The sequence below is a fragment of the Kribbella sp. NPDC048837 genome (assembly GCF_055586945.1).
On record NZ_JBVJHF010000009.1, the window covers coordinates 264,156 to 279,354 of the forward strand.

A 15,199-nucleotide genomic window follows, 5' to 3' on the forward strand; every position below is an offset into this window, starting at 1 on the left:
CATCTATAGAGGCCAGATGGACGCCAGCTGGTGGAGGGTGAGGGACTCCAGCCGCAGCGGAACCGTGCTGGTGAGCTGGAGACCGTCGCCGGTGGAGGCGGTGTCGAAGTCGACGTTGTAGCACGCGTAGTAGGCGCCGTCGGCGGCGAAGACTGCCAGCTGGCCACGGTCTACCAGGAGCCGGACCGTGAGGGTCCCGTCGGCAGCCAGCGGTACGCCGTCCAGCAGGCCGGCCCCGATGTCGTAGGTGACCTCGCGGGCGGCCGATCCGTCGGAACCGGTGCGCAGCCGGAACGTGAACGAGCCGGCCGGGGTGTCGGTGAGATCGAACGTTGCCTCGAGCTCGTAGCTGGTGGCGTCGTCGAGTCTCAGTGGAGATCCGGCGGAGAGTTGCTCGGCGCCCCACGTCTTGGTCGATCGGCGCAGTACGGCGACCTCGTCGACCGGCAGGCTGAACAGCCGGGGACCGTCCGGGGTCGCGACGAGTCGTTGCTCCACCGGGAAGCTGGCGTTACCGGTCCAGGTCGAGCCGCGGTTGAGCCCCTGCCAGGCCATCGTCACCACGCGTCCGTCCGGCACGTTGTCGAACGACTGTGCCGCGTAGTAGTGACCGGCCGCACCACCCGGGTTCACGGTGATGGTGTGCGCCTCGGTCCAGTCCGTCCGGAACTCGCGCCCGTCGAAATCGCCGACGACGTACGTGCCGCGTCCGTCGCGAAGCACCCAGTGCACCCTGCCGTCCAGCACCATCGGCGTGAAGTCCGGGCACTCGAAGAACCAGTCCGCGACGTACCGCCCGGTCCGCTCCCAGGTCAGCAGGTCGGGCGACACGAAGAAGTCCACGCCGTTCCCGTCGTTGTCCGACCACACCACCATCGCCCAGGTCCGGGACGGCTCGTGCCAGACGACCTTCGGGTCGCGGTTCTCGTGACCGCTCGGCCGGGCGATCACCCGGCCCTCGTCGTACGCCGTGAACGTCATGCCGCCGTCGAGGCTGTAGAAGGTTCGGACGCCCTGCGTGCCGGTGAAGACGAGGATCGGATCGTGGTCGCCGTCCTTGAGCCCGGAGGTGTTCCGTACGTCGACCACGCCGCCGCCCGACCACAGGTCACCGGGGTGGTGGACGGTGGGGTCGAGAGCGTTGGGCTGCTGCTGCCAGTGGACCAGGTCGGTGCTGGTGGCGTGACCCCAGTGCATCGTGTCCCAGACCAGGCTGTTCGGGGCGTGCTGGAAGTAGAAGTGGTACGTGCCGCGGTAGTGAAGCAGCCCGTTGGGATCGTTCATCCATCCGGCCCGTGGGCTGAAGTGGAACTGACCGCGGTTGGCTTCCTGGTAGTCGGTCATGGTCTTCCTAACGGGGTCGGCGGAACTCGCGGGAAGGCAGCGGAGGCAGGTCGTTCGAGCCGCCCGGGACCTGGTACCAGTACGCGACGCTGGAGATGTCGTCCGTGCGTTCGAAGTGCCCGTGGTCCCAGGCGCCGATCTGCTGCAGCGTGATCTTCAGTCGCCGGTGGAAGATCAGCGGGTCCGGCAGGTGCCAGCGGTACATGCCGTGCGACTGCAGCGTGCTCGTGGCGAACGGCGAATGCCCGGTGGTGTCCTCGGCCGAGTAGAACGGATAGCCGCAGTACGGCGCGCTGAAGGTCAACGGCACCGGTGGGGGATCGGTCCGCAGCGCGTCCTGGAAAGCCCACGCACCACCCGCGTAGTCCTCGAGCCCGGTGCTGCACTGGCTCGGGTAGTCCTCGTCGTCGTCGAGGTAGAACTTCACCTCGCCCTCGCCCCACCAGAACCGCTCGAGCGCGGTCAACCCGATGTAGGTCCCGACATAGTTGCCGCTGCCAACGACTCCGTCGAGGACGACGTGGTCCTCACCCGGCGCGGTGGAGGCGTTGCTGCGTCGCCAGTGGGCGTGGAACAGCGCGGTGTCGTCGGCCAGGTCATCGTCCACCGTGTAGTCGATCTGGTAGTAGATCCCGCCGACCGTGCCCGGGTGCTCGTTCGTCAGTTCGATCCGGGCGTGGCGGCGGAAGGGCATCGGGAAGTAGCTGTTCAGTCCGCCGGTCGGCGCGACCACGATCGGCTCCGAGGTGACGAGCGTGCGCTGCCCGAAGCCGTTGCAGAAGAAGTCGCCGAGCGGTACTTCGACGGCCGGGCGCTCGTCGTCGTCCCACCACATCCGGAGCACGAGGTCCCGAAGGACCCAGGGACCGGCCGGGGTCTTGTCCGGCACGGTCATCCAGAGGTGGCGGATCACGCCGGGGCCGGTGATGTCGGCCAGGGTCGCCGTCTCGCCGGGCTCGAGCGCGATCGCCGGGCGGCCTTTGCGGGACGGGCCGAGGGCCGAGGCGGTCATGGCCGCCTGTCCGGGGGCGCCGGTCGGGTTCTCGGCGTTGATGGATCGGCTCCGGCGCCGGCCGGGCGATCGGGTCAGTGCTGACCAGTCCGTCATGAGCCCCTCATTCGATCGATGACCGTGCGCCACCTAACAGGTGTTAGGTCGCCACTGTCAAGATCCGTCCCGGCACCCGGTCGGGGTCAGCAGCGCGGGCTCGCCGAGCCGCCGGAGGCCGGCGGGCCGGGTCAGTGGGGTGGGGGTGCGGCGACGGTGCCGCGGAGGACGGGGAGGCACGGGAGGCGTTCCGTGCCGGGGTCGCCGTACCCCTTGCCGGCGATCCGGGCCAGCAGTTCGGTGACGGCCCGCTGTCCCATCTCGCGGTGCGGCAGCGCGATGGTGGTGAGCCCGGGCGGGACCTCGGCGGCGAGGAACTGCTCATCGTCGTACCCGACCACCGACAGGTCGCCCGGCACGGACAGTCCGAGCGACGCCGCGGCCAGCACGATTCCGATCGCGCCACGGTCGTTGGCGGCCAGGATGGCGGTCGGCCTCTCGGGCCGCCGGAGCAGTTCCAGCGCGGCCGCATGGTTGGAGCCGAGGCTGTAGCGGGCCGGCACGATGGCGCCCTCGACCGGCAGCCCCGCCGCGTTCATCCCGGCCGTGAACCCGTGGACCCGCTGCACGGTCGCATACGAGTCGCTATCCCCAGTAATAAAGGCGATCCGGCGGTGCCCGGCCGCGATCACGAGGTCGACGGCCGCGCGTTCACCGCCCTCGTCGTCGGGGATGAACGCCGGAAGGGAGTTGTCGGCAACGAACGCGTTGGCCAGCACGAGCGGCACGCCCGGTGGTGCGTCGATGTGCTCCACCTGCCGCAGTCCCGCGTCGGCGTAGATCAGGCCGTCCACGTCCCGCGCCCGAAGGGTGGCCAGCGCGCCGTCGACGTACGACGGATGCTGCCAGGTGTCGATGGTGAGGATCATGTAGCCCGCCTCGAGCGCCACGTCGCTGGCCGCGGACAACAGCGGCCCGGCGAACGGCGCGCTCGCGATGGCGTCGGTGACCAGCCCGATCGTCGCGGTCCGACGGCGGCGCAGGTTCACCGCGGACGCGTTCGGTACGTACCCGAGTTCGCGGGCGACCGCCCGGATCCGCTTCTGCTTCTCCGCGTCGACCATCCCGTCGCCCCGCCCGTTCAGCACCAGCGACACCGCGGACCGCGACACCCCGGACGCCTTCGCGATATCCGCCGACGTCACCCGCCGCTCACCCATGGCGCCAGCATCTCACGCAGAATCACGCGTTTCCGGAGCGGGAACAGGGGACCGGTGAGAATCGGCGTGCTGGATGTCGGGTCGAATTCGGCCCAGTTACAGGTGGTCGAGGCGTCGCCCGGTGCACCGCCGCTGCCGACGCACGCGGTGAAACACGCCACGTTGCTCGGCGAGGCGACGGTTGCGCGACGTACGCCAGCACGCGCGGTCGACGCTGCGGGAGGTGTCGGACCGGCTCCGGTGGGAGGGCGATCCCAAACGGGTGATCGCCAGCTCCAAGACGTTCAAGCAGCTGGCTCGGCTCGCGGGCGCTCCACCGCAACGCACCGGTCCGTTCGTACGCCGTCGTCTCCGCCGCGCTGATGTGGCGGCCTGGATCCCCCGCCTCGCGGAGCTCTCGACCGCCGAGCGGGCCCGGCTGCGCGGTGTCTCCGAAGCCCGAGCCCGGCAGATCGTCGCGGGAGCCATCGCCGCGCACGCGGTCATGACGACCCTCGACATCAAATCCCTCGACGTGTCGCCCTGGGCCTTGCGCGAGGGCATCATCCTCCACCATCTGGAAACCGTGATGCACCAGGAGCAACCACTCACCCTGGACTCCCTCCAACCGGTCGAGGTCCTCACAACCCCCACACCACCGGGCAATGTGACCCGGATGCCCCATGCGTCTACGCCCCACAGAGCCTGACCAGCCGCGGCTGGGTGGGTTTGTTCGGGGTACAGGGTGTGCCGTGGATGATGATCGACTGTTGGATGTGGCTCAGCGGCTGGCGAGCTCGTTGACTCCCGGCGACCTCGACCACACGCTCGGTCGCATCACGGCCGCGGCGGTGGAGACCCTGCCGGACACGGAGTACGCGAGTATCACGATCCTGCACTCCGACGGGCGGTTGGAGACGGCGGCGCCGACCGTCGACCTGCTCCTGGGTGTCGATGCCGCGCAGTACGAGCTGCGGGAAGGTCCGTGCTACGAGGCGGCCGCGGATGCCGTGCACGTCGCGTCACCAGATCTGGCCCACGACGAACGGTTCCCCCGGTACGCCGTGAGTGCGGTGGCTGCCGGGATCCGTGCGCAGGCGGGGATCGCGCTCTCAACGGCCCGAAGTCCCGGGGTGCCCTGAACCTGTACGCCCGCGAGGTCGGCGCCTTCCGCGATCTCGGCGTCCTCGGCGAGCTGTTCCGGCACCAGGCCGCGACGGCGATCGACTACGCCCGGGAGATCCACAACCTGCGCGAGGCGATCGGCACCCGCACGATGATCGGTACGGCGGTCGGCATCGTGATGGAGCGCTACCACCTGACCGACGAGCGCGCGTTCGCCTTCCTCGCCCGCCTGTCCCAGGACGGCAACGTCAAACTCCGCGAGGTGGCCCGCCGCCTGATCGCCACCACCCGCGGATGATCGGTGCCGGCGCGGGTACCGGTTGCGGATGCCACGAACAGGGGAGCTGATTGCGGGCCGGTACCGGATCGCCGAGGAGATCGGTCGCGGTGGGATGGGCGAGGTCTACCGGGCGACGGACGAGATCCTGGGCCGCGCGGTGGCCGTCAAGCTGATGCTGCCGGTTCCCGAGACCCTCGCGGTCTCGGAGCGTTTCCTGCGCGAGGCGCGGGCCGCGGCGCGCATCCGCGACCCGCACGTCGTCGTCGCGTACGACTTCGGCGCCCACGAGGACTGCTCGTACCTGGCGATGGAGCTGGTGACCGGTCGCACCGTGGCGGACGAACTGAGGCGCACGGGTCCGCTCCCCGCGAAGCGGGCCGAGGGCATCGTCCGGCAGGCAGCGGCCGGTCTGGCGGCGGCCCATCGGCAGGGGGTCGTGCATCGCGACATCAAGCCGGCGAACCTGCTGCTGGCCGAGGACGGGTTGGTGAAGGTCGCCGACTTCGGCATCGTGCGCTTCCTCGACGACACCACGACGACGATGACGGCAGCCGGTCAGATCGTCGGCACGACTCACTTCCTGTCCCCGGAGCGTGCACTCGGTAAGCCTGCCACACCTGCGTCGGACGTCTACGCGCTCGGCTGTGTCCTGTACCAGTTGGTGACCGGACGTCTCCCGTTCGTCGCGGACGAGCCCGCGTCGATCCTGTTCCAGCACGTGGAGCACGATCCGCCCGCGCCGAGCGACGTACGGCCGGAGCTGGCCGGTGACCTCGAGGCCCTGATCTTCTGGATGCTCGCCAAGGACCCGGACCGCCGTCCCACCGCGGCCCAGCTCGCCGCCGGCGCCAAGCCACCGCCGCCCGCCGACACCACAGAGCTGCCCGTACGCCGTACTCCCTCGCGACCCGTTCTCGCCGGGATCGGCGCCGCACTCGCGCTCGTGATCTCGGCCGCCGTCGGCCTCGCCCTGGACACCCGAGGTGTCGAGCTCCCGGCGACGAACGACCTGAGACCTCCCTCAACCACTCCGAGCGGCACACCACCGCCGACCCCGACCCGCACGGTCACCCGCACACCGGCGACGATCACCAGTCACCCGCCACCCGCGCCGAGCTCAGGCAAGGGCAAGCCGAACCGCAGCGAGCACCCCAAGCAAGACAAGCCGGAGAAGAAGAAGCCCAAACCCTAAGCCCTCGCGGTGCCGATCGCGGCGGCCAGGAACTGCGCGACGATCGGGTCGGCAGGCCTGAGCTCGCCGTCGGGCCGGGGATCCGAAAGCCCTCGGACCCCCAGCCCGCGGCTGTCAGGGTTTGGCGACGGTGTACTGCACCACGTCGGTGCGCAGTACGTCGCCCGAGACCTTCACGATGCGCAGCGTGTGGGCCGCATCCTTCAGGCCGGTGCGGGAGAACACCTGCTGGTTCGTGACCCGCGCCGCGTTGGCCAGGTTCACCCGGGTGACCAGCTTGTTGTCGATGTACACGTCGGCCTCGCCCTGGTCCGGAGCCAGCGCCGTGATCCAGCTGACGCCCGTGCCCTTGAAGGCGAACTCGAACGCCGCACCGTCGGCCGTCGCGGCGTGCACGTCGTCGCGATAGTCACCACGGAACCGGAAGTCCAGTGTCGTGGTGCCGGTCGGCCGGGTCGCGAGGTACTCCTTCTTGATCGTCACGGTCCGGCCGTCGACGGTGTAGTCGGTGCCCTTGACCAGGTCGGCGCCGCCGTTCGAGACCGCGACCAGTTCGCCGGGGTCGCGACCGATCTCGGTGCTGACATCGGCCTGCGCGGACGGCTGCTTGTCGAACGCCGCCGTACCCGGGTTCAGCAGGCTCTCCTGCCGTACCACCAGCTTGTCGACCAGCATGAACTGTCCGGACTTCTTCACACCGCGGATCGTGTGGCTGCCGTTCGGCAGATCCGAGATGCTGAACACCGTCTGCTGCGCGGCGCGGGCGTCGGCGTGGGTGTCCACGGTCTCCTTGAACGCACCGTCGACGTAGATGTCGACCTGGCCCTGCGACGGGTCCTTCTCCGTCACGTAGTCCACACCGGTGCCGACGAAGCTGTAGCTGAACGAGTCGTCGTTGGTCTCGGTGTACTGCACGTCGTCCTGGTAGTCACCGAGCCCGCGGCCCGTGCTCCGGCTCCACGAACCCGTGTAGACGATCGCCGGGTTGTCGTTGTTCAGCTCGACCGTGCGGACGCCGGACCCGGCCGGAGTGGTCGCCGGGGGAGTGCCGGTGTCCGTGACGTTCACCGTCAACGGCTCCGAGACGGCTGGGACCTCACGGTTGCCGTTGCGCTGCCAGTCGCCCTGGTACGAGACCCGCAGGTCGTCGTCGTTGACGCGGATCGTCGAGCCCTGCTGCGGCGTGACCTTGAACAGCCGGACGCCGTGCGGAGGGACGGTCGCCGCCGTGTAGCCGGTCGCGAACTCTCCGAGGTTCTTCTTCGCCCACAGGTCGCGTACGGTCGCGGAGCCGGTCAGGCCGAGATCCGACCAGTTCGCGGTCATATTGGCCTCGGTGGTCCCGAGGTTGAACAGGGCAACGGTGTACGAGCTGTCCGCGTTGAGCGAGTACCACACCTGCCGGTTGGTCTTGGTCGACACGGGCTGCGCCGGCCGGCCGGCCTGGTTGACCGCGATCACCTCGGGGTTCGTGAGCAGCTCGAGGCCGTACGAGTCGAGGTTGGTCATGTCGTTGCCGATGTAGAACGGAGCCGCGGACACCGCCCACAGGGTGGCCGCCGTACGGCGCTCGTCCTTGGTCAGACCGTCCATGGTGCCGTTGCCGACGTCAAGGGAGTCGAGATCGTTCCAGCCGCCCGGTCCGCCGTGGCGCCACCAGTCGGCCACCTTCGGAAAGAGCCGCGCGATGTTCGGCCACGCCGTCAGCGCCTCACCCTGGCAGTAGCACTCGACGTCCCAGTCGAGGCGCCAGCCGTTCGCGACCTGCTTCCAGTAGTCGGCGTAGTTGATGTCGAGGGCCCAGGACAGCTCGAGCCAGATCTTGTGGCGGGCGAGTGCCTGCGACCAGCCCTTGACCTCGTCGCGGGCGTCGAGGGACAGGTCGTTGTGACCCGAGCCCGGCGTCACGCTGTCGAACTTCAGGAAGTCGACGCCCCATGACGCGAACTGGTCGGCGAGCGAGTCGATGTACGCCTGGGCGCACGGCTTCGTCATGTCCATGCGGTAGCCGAAGCCCCAGTAGTCGGCCTGCTGGTGGGGCACCACCGCCAGGTCGCCGGTGGTGCAGCCGGGGTGGCCGTACACCGGAAGGTTGGCGTCCAGCAACGCCTGCGAGATGCCGGGGATGCTGTAGAGCCCGACCTTCTGGCCGTTGGCGTGGATGTGGTCGATCACGGCCTGCAGACCGTTCGGGAACAGCGTCTTGCTCGGGACGGGACGGCCGTACCCGTCGATGCCGCCGTTCCAGCCGGCGTCGATGTTGATGTACTTGTACCCGAACGGCTGGAGCTTCTGGTGCATCGCGTCCGACTGGGCGATGATCTGGTCCGCCGTGATCCAGCTGCCGGTCTTGTACACCTGCATGCTGTAGCTGCTCCAGCCCATGTAGGGCTTCAGCGCCGCCTCTCCGGCCGGTCCCAGCGAGGGGCTCGCGGCAGTGCTGACCGTCGCGGGCGTGCTGATGCTCGCCGAGCTGGTGACGCTCGACTTCGTGGTGTCCCGGTGCGGCCCCGGCGGCGGCCCGCTCGCGCCGGGTGCGGCGGAGGATGTCGCGGCCGGCAGCAGCGCGCCGACGACGGCAACGGTGATGACGCCTTGTATCGCCTTCTTTCGAAGGGATCTGATCATGAGCGGTGACCTCTCTGATGATGCCGACAGCCGAGCGCCCCGGTGTCTGGAAACCAGGATCCGATAGGATATTGGGCCCTTTACTTAACTGTGTCAAGATTCAAGGGCCGTCCGCGCCGGGTTCGAGCGTCAGAGGTCGAGGATCAGAGGGCGGTGGTCGGAGACCTCGGGGCTGGCGAGGATCGTGAAGCTCTTGACCGCTGTGGGGTCGGAGGTCAGGAGGTAGCTGGCGTGGCGGGTGGGTTTGGGGTAGGCGGAGGTGCGGGTGTCGGCTGGGCCTACCAGGTCGGTGAGGCCCAGGTCGGCGAGAGCGGTGAAGGTTTCGCTGGTGGGGAGGAGGTTGAGGTCGCCGCAGACGATGGTCAGGTCGGCGGCGGTCTGCTGGACGAGGGTGGCCAGGCGCTCGGCTTGGGTGGCTCGGGCGGGGGTGTCGTGTTTGCCGGCGGGGTCGCGGAGGCCGTGGAGCTGGATGATGGCTACGGAGCGGTCGTGGCGACGGTCGACGACGCGGGTGGCCAGGGCGGAGCGTGGGCGGTCTTCGATCGCCCAGTCGTCGTGGTCGACGAAGTCGCCGTGGACGAAGGCGGTCTGCAGGCCGATCACCGGGATCTCTTCGGCGACGAAGGTGGCGATGCCGAACTCCTGGCGGTGGCGGACGCCGGATTCGTCGGTGACCGGGCCGGCGTCGCTGGCGACCATGACGGCCTGGTCGGTCGGGCGTAACGCTCGTACGTCCTGGAAGAGGTTCGCGCGTTGCGGGAGGGACCGTTCGCCGTCCTCGAACCGGGTCCAGCCCGAGACACCCGGCGTACGGGTGACCTCCTGCAGGCAGACGACGTCGGCGTCGAGGGTGGTGAGCCAGGGGGCGAGCTGGTCGAACATCGCGCCACCCCACGCGTTCAGAGAGACGATCCGCATGGCGGGCAGCCTAATCGGGCTGGTCTCCCCAGGATTGCAACGGGATGGGGCAGTTCGGCTCGGTGGCGAGGTCGTTCACGTCGTACGCCACGAGGGGGCAGCGTTGGCAGTAGAGGAGTCCGTCGTCGGGGTCGAGGACGATGTCGTGACCGTGCGGGATGCCGGCCGCCGCGCAGAGGGTGTTCTCGACCTCGCGCAGGTCCGTGAAATGCGTACCGCAGTCCAGACAGACCGGTACGGCGCTCGCCCAGCCCCGGGTTGTCACGCGCGACAGCGCCATCACGCGATGGCCGTTGATCTCGGCGAACAACTCGTTCACTGTCCTCTTTCCCGGAGAAGGAGGTGGGACTGTGCCTTAGGTGCCCCGCGCAAGGACTTTCTACACCTCCTGCGTGGGAACTTCTCGAAGATCGGCGCCGGCGTCGGGTACCTCGTCGCTGAGCCGGAACAGCCGGTGCAGCATCGTCAGCCTCATCGTCGACTCGATCTGCGGCCGGAGACGCGCCAGGCACAGCGTCCCGCCCGCCTCCGCGGTCATCTGGTGGACCCGCACCAGCGCGCCGAGTCCGCTCGAGTCGCAGAACGCCAGCTCGGCCAGGTCCAGGACCAACGAGCGCCCGGATTGGGCCAAAGGCTGCACGACTTGCAGGAAGTCGGCGTTCGTACCGAAGTCCATCTCGCCGGAGACGCTGATCAGGAGGTCCGGGCCACGGTCCACGACCTCGACGGTCAGCTGTTCGTCACTCATTGTAGGTGCCTCGTAGCTTCCGGGTGTCGATCAGTTCCTGGGCGACGTCGCGCAGTTTGCGGTTGTTCTGCTGGGAGTAGCGCTTGAGGATCTCGAACGCGCGGGTGTCGTCGAGGTCGAAGCGTTCCATCAGGATGCCCATCGCCTGCCCGACGAGCTTCCGCGCGTCGACCGCCGCGGCCATGGTCTCGTCGTTGCGGGTCGAGGCGACCGCGACCGAGGCATGCCGGGCCAGGATGTGGGCGATCGCCTCGTCGTCGACGCTGAACGCGTTCGATTCGGTGTTGTAGAGCGAGAGTACGCCGATGAGCTGCGCGCCGGCCCACATCGGCACGTGCAGCACCGACCTGACGCCGCACTGCGTCAGTCGCGCCGCCCAGGCGGGCCAGCGCGTCTCCTTCTCGACGTCCGGAACGTGTACGGCGATCCCTTGGCCGAGCGCGATCAGCAGCGGTCCCTCGCCGGTCTCGAACTGCAGCTCGTACACCTCGGTGACCAGCGGGTCGGTGACGGCTCCGATCTCCCGGCTGCCGCGCAACGTGAGGACGACTCCGGCGTACGCACAGGCCTCGGCCTGCAGTGCGAACTGCACGACCGCCTCGACTGTCTCCTCCATCCCGTCCGCGTCGTGAAGCTCGACCGCGAGGCGGGCGAAGACATCGGCCCCGACCGGCTCGGCCGGATCGGGCACCGGTGAGCTCGGGGCATCGGGAGCCGGCCTGACCTGATCCATGCGCATATGATGCCTCTCCGCGCCAGCGGCATGGACATTGCCAGTCAAACTGTTAGCTTCGCCGCGCTGGTACGCCGAGAGCGAGCAGAGCGGTGTCGTCCGCGAGCTCGGGCCCGAAGCCCGCGAGCACGTCGGAGAGTGCCTTGACGAGTGCGTCGGGTGACATTCCGGCGTGCTGGATCGCGAGCGTCTCAAGGGCATCGGGTCCGAACAGATCCCGCTCGCCGTTGACCCGGGCTTCGGTCAGTCCGTCGGTGTACAGCAGGAGCATGTCGCCGGGACGGAGCGTGATGCGCGTCTGCGGAAACTGTGACGACGGCAGGATGCCGATCAGCGTGCCGTCGGGACTGACGAGGTAGTCGGCACTGCCGTCGGCACGGATCAGCAGTGGCGGCGGATGACCGCCGGAGGCGAATTCGACGACGACCTCGCCGGTCTCGACATCGCTGTGCAGAGTGCCGAACACGGCTGTGCAGTAGCGGTCGTCGCCGCCCACGTACCGCTCGTGCAGTACGCCGTTCAGCGTGTCGAGTGCCGCACTCGGGTCGTGCATCGCGGCTGCTCTGAGGGTGTAGCGGGCTACCGAGGTCACGGCGGCCGCCGCGGGGCCTTTGCCGCACACGTCGCCGAGGAAGAAGCCCCAGTGTTCGGCGTCGATGGCGAAGATGTCGTAGAAGTCGCCGCCGAGCTCGTCGGGGGAGGCCGTGTGGTAGTACACCGCGGTCTCCACACCTGGCACGGCCGGGATGGTTGCCGGCAGCAAGGACTGTTGGAGGACGGCCAGGGCGTCCTGCAGGCGGGCGCGGTCCGTCTCCGCCTGGAGCCGGGCCAGATCGGCTGCCTGGCGCTCGCGGAGCAGTTCCTGTTCGTAGGCTCGGCGGATGTGCGCGTCGAAGATCGTCGTACGGATCACGGCGGGCTCGTCGCTGTCGTCGTACTTGACGACCGAGGACACCAGGACGGGCATGCGGCCGCCGCCGGACTGCTTGAGCTCGAGAGCGACCGCGCCGACCTCGCCCTGCATGCGCAGCAGGGGAGCGAAGTGGGTCTCGTGGTACATCCGTCCGCCGACGGTCAGCAGATCGCTGAACCGGAGGCGTCCCACCACGGCGTCCCGGGGCAGGCCGATCCAGTCGAGCAACGTGCTGTTGACCTTGAGAATCGTGCCGTCCATGGAGGTCGACAGGAGGCCGCAGGGTGCGGTCTCGTAGGCCTCCTCGGTGCTCTCTGTCATTTCAGGTCCGCGAGGAATTCCACGATCGCGCGGTTGGTGGCGTCCGGTGCCGAGAGGTGCGGGCAGTGACCGGTGGCGTCCAGAGTGACGAGGGTCGAGCCCTCGACGGCGGCGTGCACGTAGGCGCCGACCTCGCGCGGGGCGATCATGTCCTCGGTCGACTCCAGCACGAGGGTCGGCACCCGGATCGAGGCCAGGTCCGGGCGGGAATCGGTCAAGAACGTCGTGCGCGCGAAGACGCGAGCCATGGCGGGATCCGTGGCGCAGAAGCTGGTGGTGAGCTCGTCGCCCAGCTCGGGCCGATCGGGGGTGCCCATGATCGCCGGTGCCATCGCGGCCGACCAGCCGAGGTAGTTCGACTCCAGGGAGCTCAGCAACTCGTCGATGTCCTGGGCGGTGAATCCGCCGTGGTAGTCGGCGTCGTCGAGGTAGCAGGGCGAGGGGGCGACCATCACCAGTGCACCGATGCGATCGGGTGCCTTCTGCGCGGCCAGTACGCCGATCATCGCGCTGACCGAGTGTCCGACGAACACGGCGTCCGTCAGGTCCAGGGCGGTGCAGATCTCGACCACGTCGTCGGCGTACCCACCGAGCGAGGAGTAGCGCCGCTCGTCGAACGCCGACAGATCGGACCGGCCGGATCCGACATAGTCGAACAGAACCACCCGATGCTCGGGAGCCAAGGCGGGAACAGTCAGCCGCCACATGTTCTGGTCACACCCGAACCCATGCGCGAGGACGACGGTCCGGCCGGCCGGATTCCCGACGACGGTGACCGCGTTCCTGCGCAAGATGTCCACCCGGCCATCCTCGCAGCAATGCTGTCCGTCCGTACGACGAATCGACCGCGAGGAATCGGGTACCGGTGCTCCAGAAGCGGCAGGGCTCTCGGGGGTCAGGTGGCTTCCAGGTCCGGGCCCGTTCAGACCCGCAGCGGTCCCGGACCGCTTCCACCCCCTCAGCTGTCCCGGATCGCGTTGAGCACCGTAAGGGCGTTCCGGATGCCTTGGTCCAGGAGCTGGTCGGAGAGGTCGCGGTCGGCGAGGGCGCGGGCCAGTTGCAGCGTGCCGACCATCAGGGCGTAGGCGCTGAGCACCGAGATGCGGGCCGATCGTGGATCGTGTGGCGCCAGGTGGGCGGCGATGTCGTCGATGAACGCCAGGACGCCGTCGGTGTAGGCCTGCTTCGTCGCGTCCGGGCAGCGTCCGATCTCGTCGAGGAGGGCGGCCGACGGGCACCCGTCCCCGGGGTTGTCGCGGTGCTCGGGGGAGAGGTACTCGCGAACGATCCGCTCGACCCCGGCGCGATCCGTCGCCAGGGACGCGAGCCATTCGCGCTGTCCGCGGAGCTGGTCGGCGACGACGGTGGCCACCAGGTCGTCCTTGGAGCCGAAATGGGCGTAGAACGCGCCGTTGGTCAGGCCTGCGTCCGCCATAAGCGTCGCGACCCCCGAGCCGTCGATTCCGTCCCGCTTGAGCCGGCGGCCGGCGGTCTCGGTGATCCGCTGCCGGGTGGCCTCCTTGTGCTCCTTGCCGTACCGCGCCATCTGCTCCTCCAGTTGCCTCGCCACTCGTGAGAATTGTATTACATCCGTACGCCAATCTTGTCCTGGACGCTTGCGGCTCCGATTGAATTATGATCATAATCTAAAAATCCAGCTGCACCCCGCAGGTGGCCGACGACAGAAGGAACGGACATGAACGAGTCACCAGCTGTGCAGAGAAGCTCGACGACGTCCTGGCGGGACGCCCCGACCCGGACACTCGCCGCGGGCGGAGTCCGGTTCGCGTACCGGGAGCTCGGCCCGGCGACCGGCGTACCGGTGGTCTTCCTCACCCACCTGGCCGCCGTACTCGACAACTGGGATCCCCGTGTCGTGGACGGCATCGCTGCCGAGCGTCGGGTGGTCACGTTCGACAACCGCGGCGTCGGGGCCTCCAGCGGGTCCACGCCGACGACCATCGAGGAGATGGCGATGGACGCGGTGACCTTCATCCATGCCCTCGGCTTGGATCAGGTCGACCTGTTCGGGTTCTCGATGGGCGGCATGATCGCGCAGGTGATCGCTCAGCAAGAGCCGCGACTCGTGCGGAAGATGATCATCGCGGGCAGCGGTCCGGCCGGCGGCGTAGGGATCGACAAGGTGACCCGTATCTCGTATCTCGACACTGCGCGCGGACTGCTCACCCGGCAGGACCCCAAACAGTTCCTGTTCTTCACCCGGACCCCGAACGGGATCCGCGCCGGCAAGGAGTTCCTGGCCCGGCTGGAGGAGCGCACCGACGACCGCGACAAGGCCATCACCGTGCGCGCGTTCCGCGCCCAGCTCAAGGCGATCCACCGCTGGGGCCTGGCCGAACCCTCGAACCTGGCGACCATCCACCAACCGGTCCTCGTCGCGAACGGCGACCACGACAAGATGGTCCCGACCTCGAACACCGTCGACCTCGACCGGCGACTGCCGAACAGCGAGCTCGTCATCTACCCCGACGCCGGACACGGTGGGGTCTTCCAGTTCCACGACGACTTCGTCCGCCGCGCGCTCCGGTTCCTGTGAGCCCGTTCATCATGAAGGCGTCCTGGTTCAGATCCGCGCGGCGGGGATGAATCCGGCCGCACCCAAGGGAAGGTCGTCGTCACGCTGTCGTAGATCGGTTGCAGGTACTGGCAAAAGTGGGCTGGGTGGTCCCTGGGGCGGGTTATAGTGCCGGGTCTCGGGGAACGAGTGCACTTTGCCCTGGAGGGGGACT

At 68.7% G+C, this 15,199-nt stretch carries 16 protein-coding genes; 5 read left to right on the plus strand and 11 right to left on the minus strand.

The features are described 5' to 3' along the window. Nucleotides 1–3: 3 nt before the first annotated feature. From ACZ6O0_RS35965 to ACZ6O0_RS35975, 3 genes are all read right to left on the minus strand, one after another. Nucleotides 4–1,344: a glycoside hydrolase family 32 protein gene (locus ACZ6O0_RS35965; RefSeq protein WP_465769512.1), complete on the minus strand. Its 1,341-nt coding sequence runs from the start codon at nucleotides 1,342–1,344 to the stop codon at nucleotides 4–6. A 7-nt stretch (nucleotides 1,345–1,351) separates the two neighbouring features. Beyond that, entirely contained in the window at nucleotides 1,352–2,452 is a 1,101-nt protein-coding gene (locus ACZ6O0_RS35970) for a glycoside hydrolase family 172 protein (RefSeq protein ID WP_465769513.1), read from the minus strand. A 131-nt stretch (nucleotides 2,453–2,583) separates the two neighbouring features. Next, nucleotides 2,584–3,612 carry a LacI family DNA-binding transcriptional regulator gene (locus ACZ6O0_RS35975; RefSeq protein WP_465769514.1) on the minus strand — a complete coding sequence of 343 codons (1,029 nt, stop codon included), beginning with the start codon at nucleotides 3,610–3,612 and terminating at the stop codon, nucleotides 2,584–2,586. A gap of 181 nt (nucleotides 3,613–3,793) precedes the next feature. On the opposite strand from ACZ6O0_RS35975, the gene ACZ6O0_RS35980 reads away from it, so the two are divergent. The 4 genes from ACZ6O0_RS35980 to ACZ6O0_RS35995 all read left to right on the plus strand — a co-directional run bounded on the left by ACZ6O0_RS35980 (nucleotide 3,794) and on the right by ACZ6O0_RS35995 (nucleotide 6,188). Continuing rightward, nucleotides 3,794–4,300 carry a Ppx/GppA phosphatase family protein gene (locus ACZ6O0_RS35980; protein ID WP_465769515.1) on the plus strand — a complete coding sequence of 169 codons (507 nt, stop codon included), beginning with the start codon at nucleotides 3,794–3,796 and terminating at the stop codon, nucleotides 4,298–4,300. A gap of 43 nt (nucleotides 4,301–4,343) precedes the next feature. Continuing rightward, a complete protein-coding gene (locus ACZ6O0_RS35985; protein ID WP_465769516.1) occupies nucleotides 4,344–4,733 on the plus strand; it encodes a hypothetical protein in 390 nt (129 codons plus the stop codon). Nucleotides 4,734–4,840: 107 nt separating this feature from the next. Then, on the plus strand, nucleotides 4,841–5,014 hold the full coding sequence (locus ACZ6O0_RS35990) for an ANTAR domain-containing protein (protein ID WP_465769739.1): 174 nt from the start codon (nucleotides 4,841–4,843) through the stop codon (nucleotides 5,012–5,014). A gap of 28 nt (nucleotides 5,015–5,042) precedes the next feature. Continuing rightward, nucleotides 5,043–6,188: a serine/threonine-protein kinase gene (locus ACZ6O0_RS35995; RefSeq protein ID WP_465769517.1), complete on the plus strand. Its 1,146-nt coding sequence runs from the start codon at nucleotides 5,043–5,045 to the stop codon at nucleotides 6,186–6,188. Between the two features lie 114 nt (nucleotides 6,189–6,302). On the opposite strand, the gene ACZ6O0_RS36000 is transcribed toward ACZ6O0_RS35995, so the two are convergent. The 8 genes from ACZ6O0_RS36000 to ACZ6O0_RS36035 all read right to left on the minus strand — a co-directional run bounded on the left by ACZ6O0_RS36000 (nucleotide 6,303) and on the right by ACZ6O0_RS36035 (nucleotide 14,019). Beyond that, nucleotides 6,303–8,816, minus strand: a complete 2,514-nt coding sequence (locus ACZ6O0_RS36000) for a X2-like carbohydrate binding domain-containing protein (protein ID WP_465769518.1) — start codon at nucleotides 8,814–8,816, stop codon at nucleotides 6,303–6,305. 129 nt (nucleotides 8,817–8,945) lie between these two features. Further along, complete coding sequence (locus tag ACZ6O0_RS36005) at nucleotides 8,946–9,734, minus strand: endonuclease/exonuclease/phosphatase family protein (RefSeq protein WP_465769519.1); 789 nt, start codon at nucleotides 9,732–9,734, stop codon at nucleotides 8,946–8,948. Nucleotides 9,735–9,744: 10 nt separating this feature from the next. Then, a complete protein-coding gene (locus tag ACZ6O0_RS36010) occupies nucleotides 9,745–10,053 on the minus strand; it encodes a hypothetical protein (protein WP_465769520.1) in 309 nt (102 codons plus the stop codon). Between the two features lie 60 nt (nucleotides 10,054–10,113). After that, complete coding sequence (locus ACZ6O0_RS36015; RefSeq protein WP_465769521.1) at nucleotides 10,114–10,482, minus strand: STAS domain-containing protein; 369 nt, start codon at nucleotides 10,480–10,482, stop codon at nucleotides 10,114–10,116. Continuing rightward, nucleotides 10,475–11,215: a GAF and ANTAR domain-containing protein gene (locus tag ACZ6O0_RS36020; protein WP_465769522.1), complete on the minus strand. Its 741-nt coding sequence runs from the start codon at nucleotides 11,213–11,215 to the stop codon at nucleotides 10,475–10,477. The genes ACZ6O0_RS36015 and ACZ6O0_RS36020 overlap by 8 nt, the downstream gene beginning before the upstream one ends. 52 nt (nucleotides 11,216–11,267) lie before the next feature. Next, on the minus strand, nucleotides 11,268–12,449 hold the full coding sequence (locus ACZ6O0_RS36025; RefSeq protein WP_465769523.1) for a PP2C family protein-serine/threonine phosphatase: 1,182 nt from the start codon (nucleotides 12,447–12,449) through the stop codon (nucleotides 11,268–11,270). After that, entirely contained in the window at nucleotides 12,446–13,249 is an 804-nt protein-coding gene (locus tag ACZ6O0_RS36030) for an alpha/beta fold hydrolase (RefSeq protein ID WP_465769524.1), read from the minus strand. The genes ACZ6O0_RS36025 and ACZ6O0_RS36030 overlap by 4 nt, the downstream gene beginning before the upstream one ends. A 158-nt stretch (nucleotides 13,250–13,407) precedes the next feature. After that, nucleotides 13,408–14,019, minus strand: a complete 612-nt coding sequence (locus tag ACZ6O0_RS36035; protein ID WP_465769525.1) for a TetR/AcrR family transcriptional regulator — start codon at nucleotides 14,017–14,019, stop codon at nucleotides 13,408–13,410. A 126-nt stretch (nucleotides 14,020–14,145) separates the two neighbouring features. Between ACZ6O0_RS36035 and ACZ6O0_RS36040 the strand changes: the two genes are divergently transcribed. After that, nucleotides 14,146–15,006 carry an alpha/beta fold hydrolase gene (locus tag ACZ6O0_RS36040; protein WP_465769526.1) on the plus strand — a complete coding sequence of 287 codons (861 nt, stop codon included), beginning with the start codon at nucleotides 14,146–14,148 and terminating at the stop codon, nucleotides 15,004–15,006. Nucleotides 15,007–15,199 lie beyond the last annotated feature (193 nt).

What these genes read in the sequence shown, in the direction of transcription:
- ACZ6O0_RS35965 (WP_465769512.1), bottom strand. Translation starts at nt 1,344, where the DNA reads ATGACCGACTACCAGGAAGCCAACCGCGGTCAGTTCCACTTCAGCCCA.
- ACZ6O0_RS35970 (WP_465769513.1), bottom strand. Translation starts at nt 2,452, where the DNA reads ATGACGGACTGGTCAGCACTGACCCGATCGCCCGGCCGGCGCCGGAGC.
- ACZ6O0_RS35975 (WP_465769514.1), bottom strand. Translation starts at nt 3,612, where the DNA reads ATGGGTGAGCGGCGGGTGACGTCGGCGGATATCGCGAAGGCGTCCGGG.
- ACZ6O0_RS35995 (WP_465769517.1), top strand. Translation starts at nt 5,043, where the DNA reads ATGCCACGAACAGGGGAGCTGATTGCGGGCCGGTACCGGATCGCCGAG.
- ACZ6O0_RS36000 (WP_465769518.1), bottom strand. Translation starts at nt 8,816, where the DNA reads ATGATCAGATCCCTTCGAAAGAAGGCGATACAAGGCGTCATCACCGTT.
- ACZ6O0_RS36005 (WP_465769519.1), bottom strand. Translation starts at nt 9,734, where the DNA reads ATGCGGATCGTCTCTCTGAACGCGTGGGGTGGCGCGATGTTCGACCAG.
- ACZ6O0_RS36015 (WP_465769521.1), bottom strand. Translation starts at nt 10,482, where the DNA reads ATGAGTGACGAACAGCTGACCGTCGAGGTCGTGGACCGTGGCCCGGAC.
- ACZ6O0_RS36020 (WP_465769522.1), bottom strand. Translation starts at nt 11,215, where the DNA reads ATGGATCAGGTCAGGCCGGCTCCCGATGCCCCGAGCTCACCGGTGCCC.
- ACZ6O0_RS36025 (WP_465769523.1), bottom strand. Translation starts at nt 12,449, where the DNA reads ATGACAGAGAGCACCGAGGAGGCCTACGAGACCGCACCCTGCGGCCTC.
- ACZ6O0_RS36040 (WP_465769526.1), top strand. Translation starts at nt 14,146, where the DNA reads ATGAACGAGTCACCAGCTGTGCAGAGAAGCTCGACGACGTCCTGGCGG.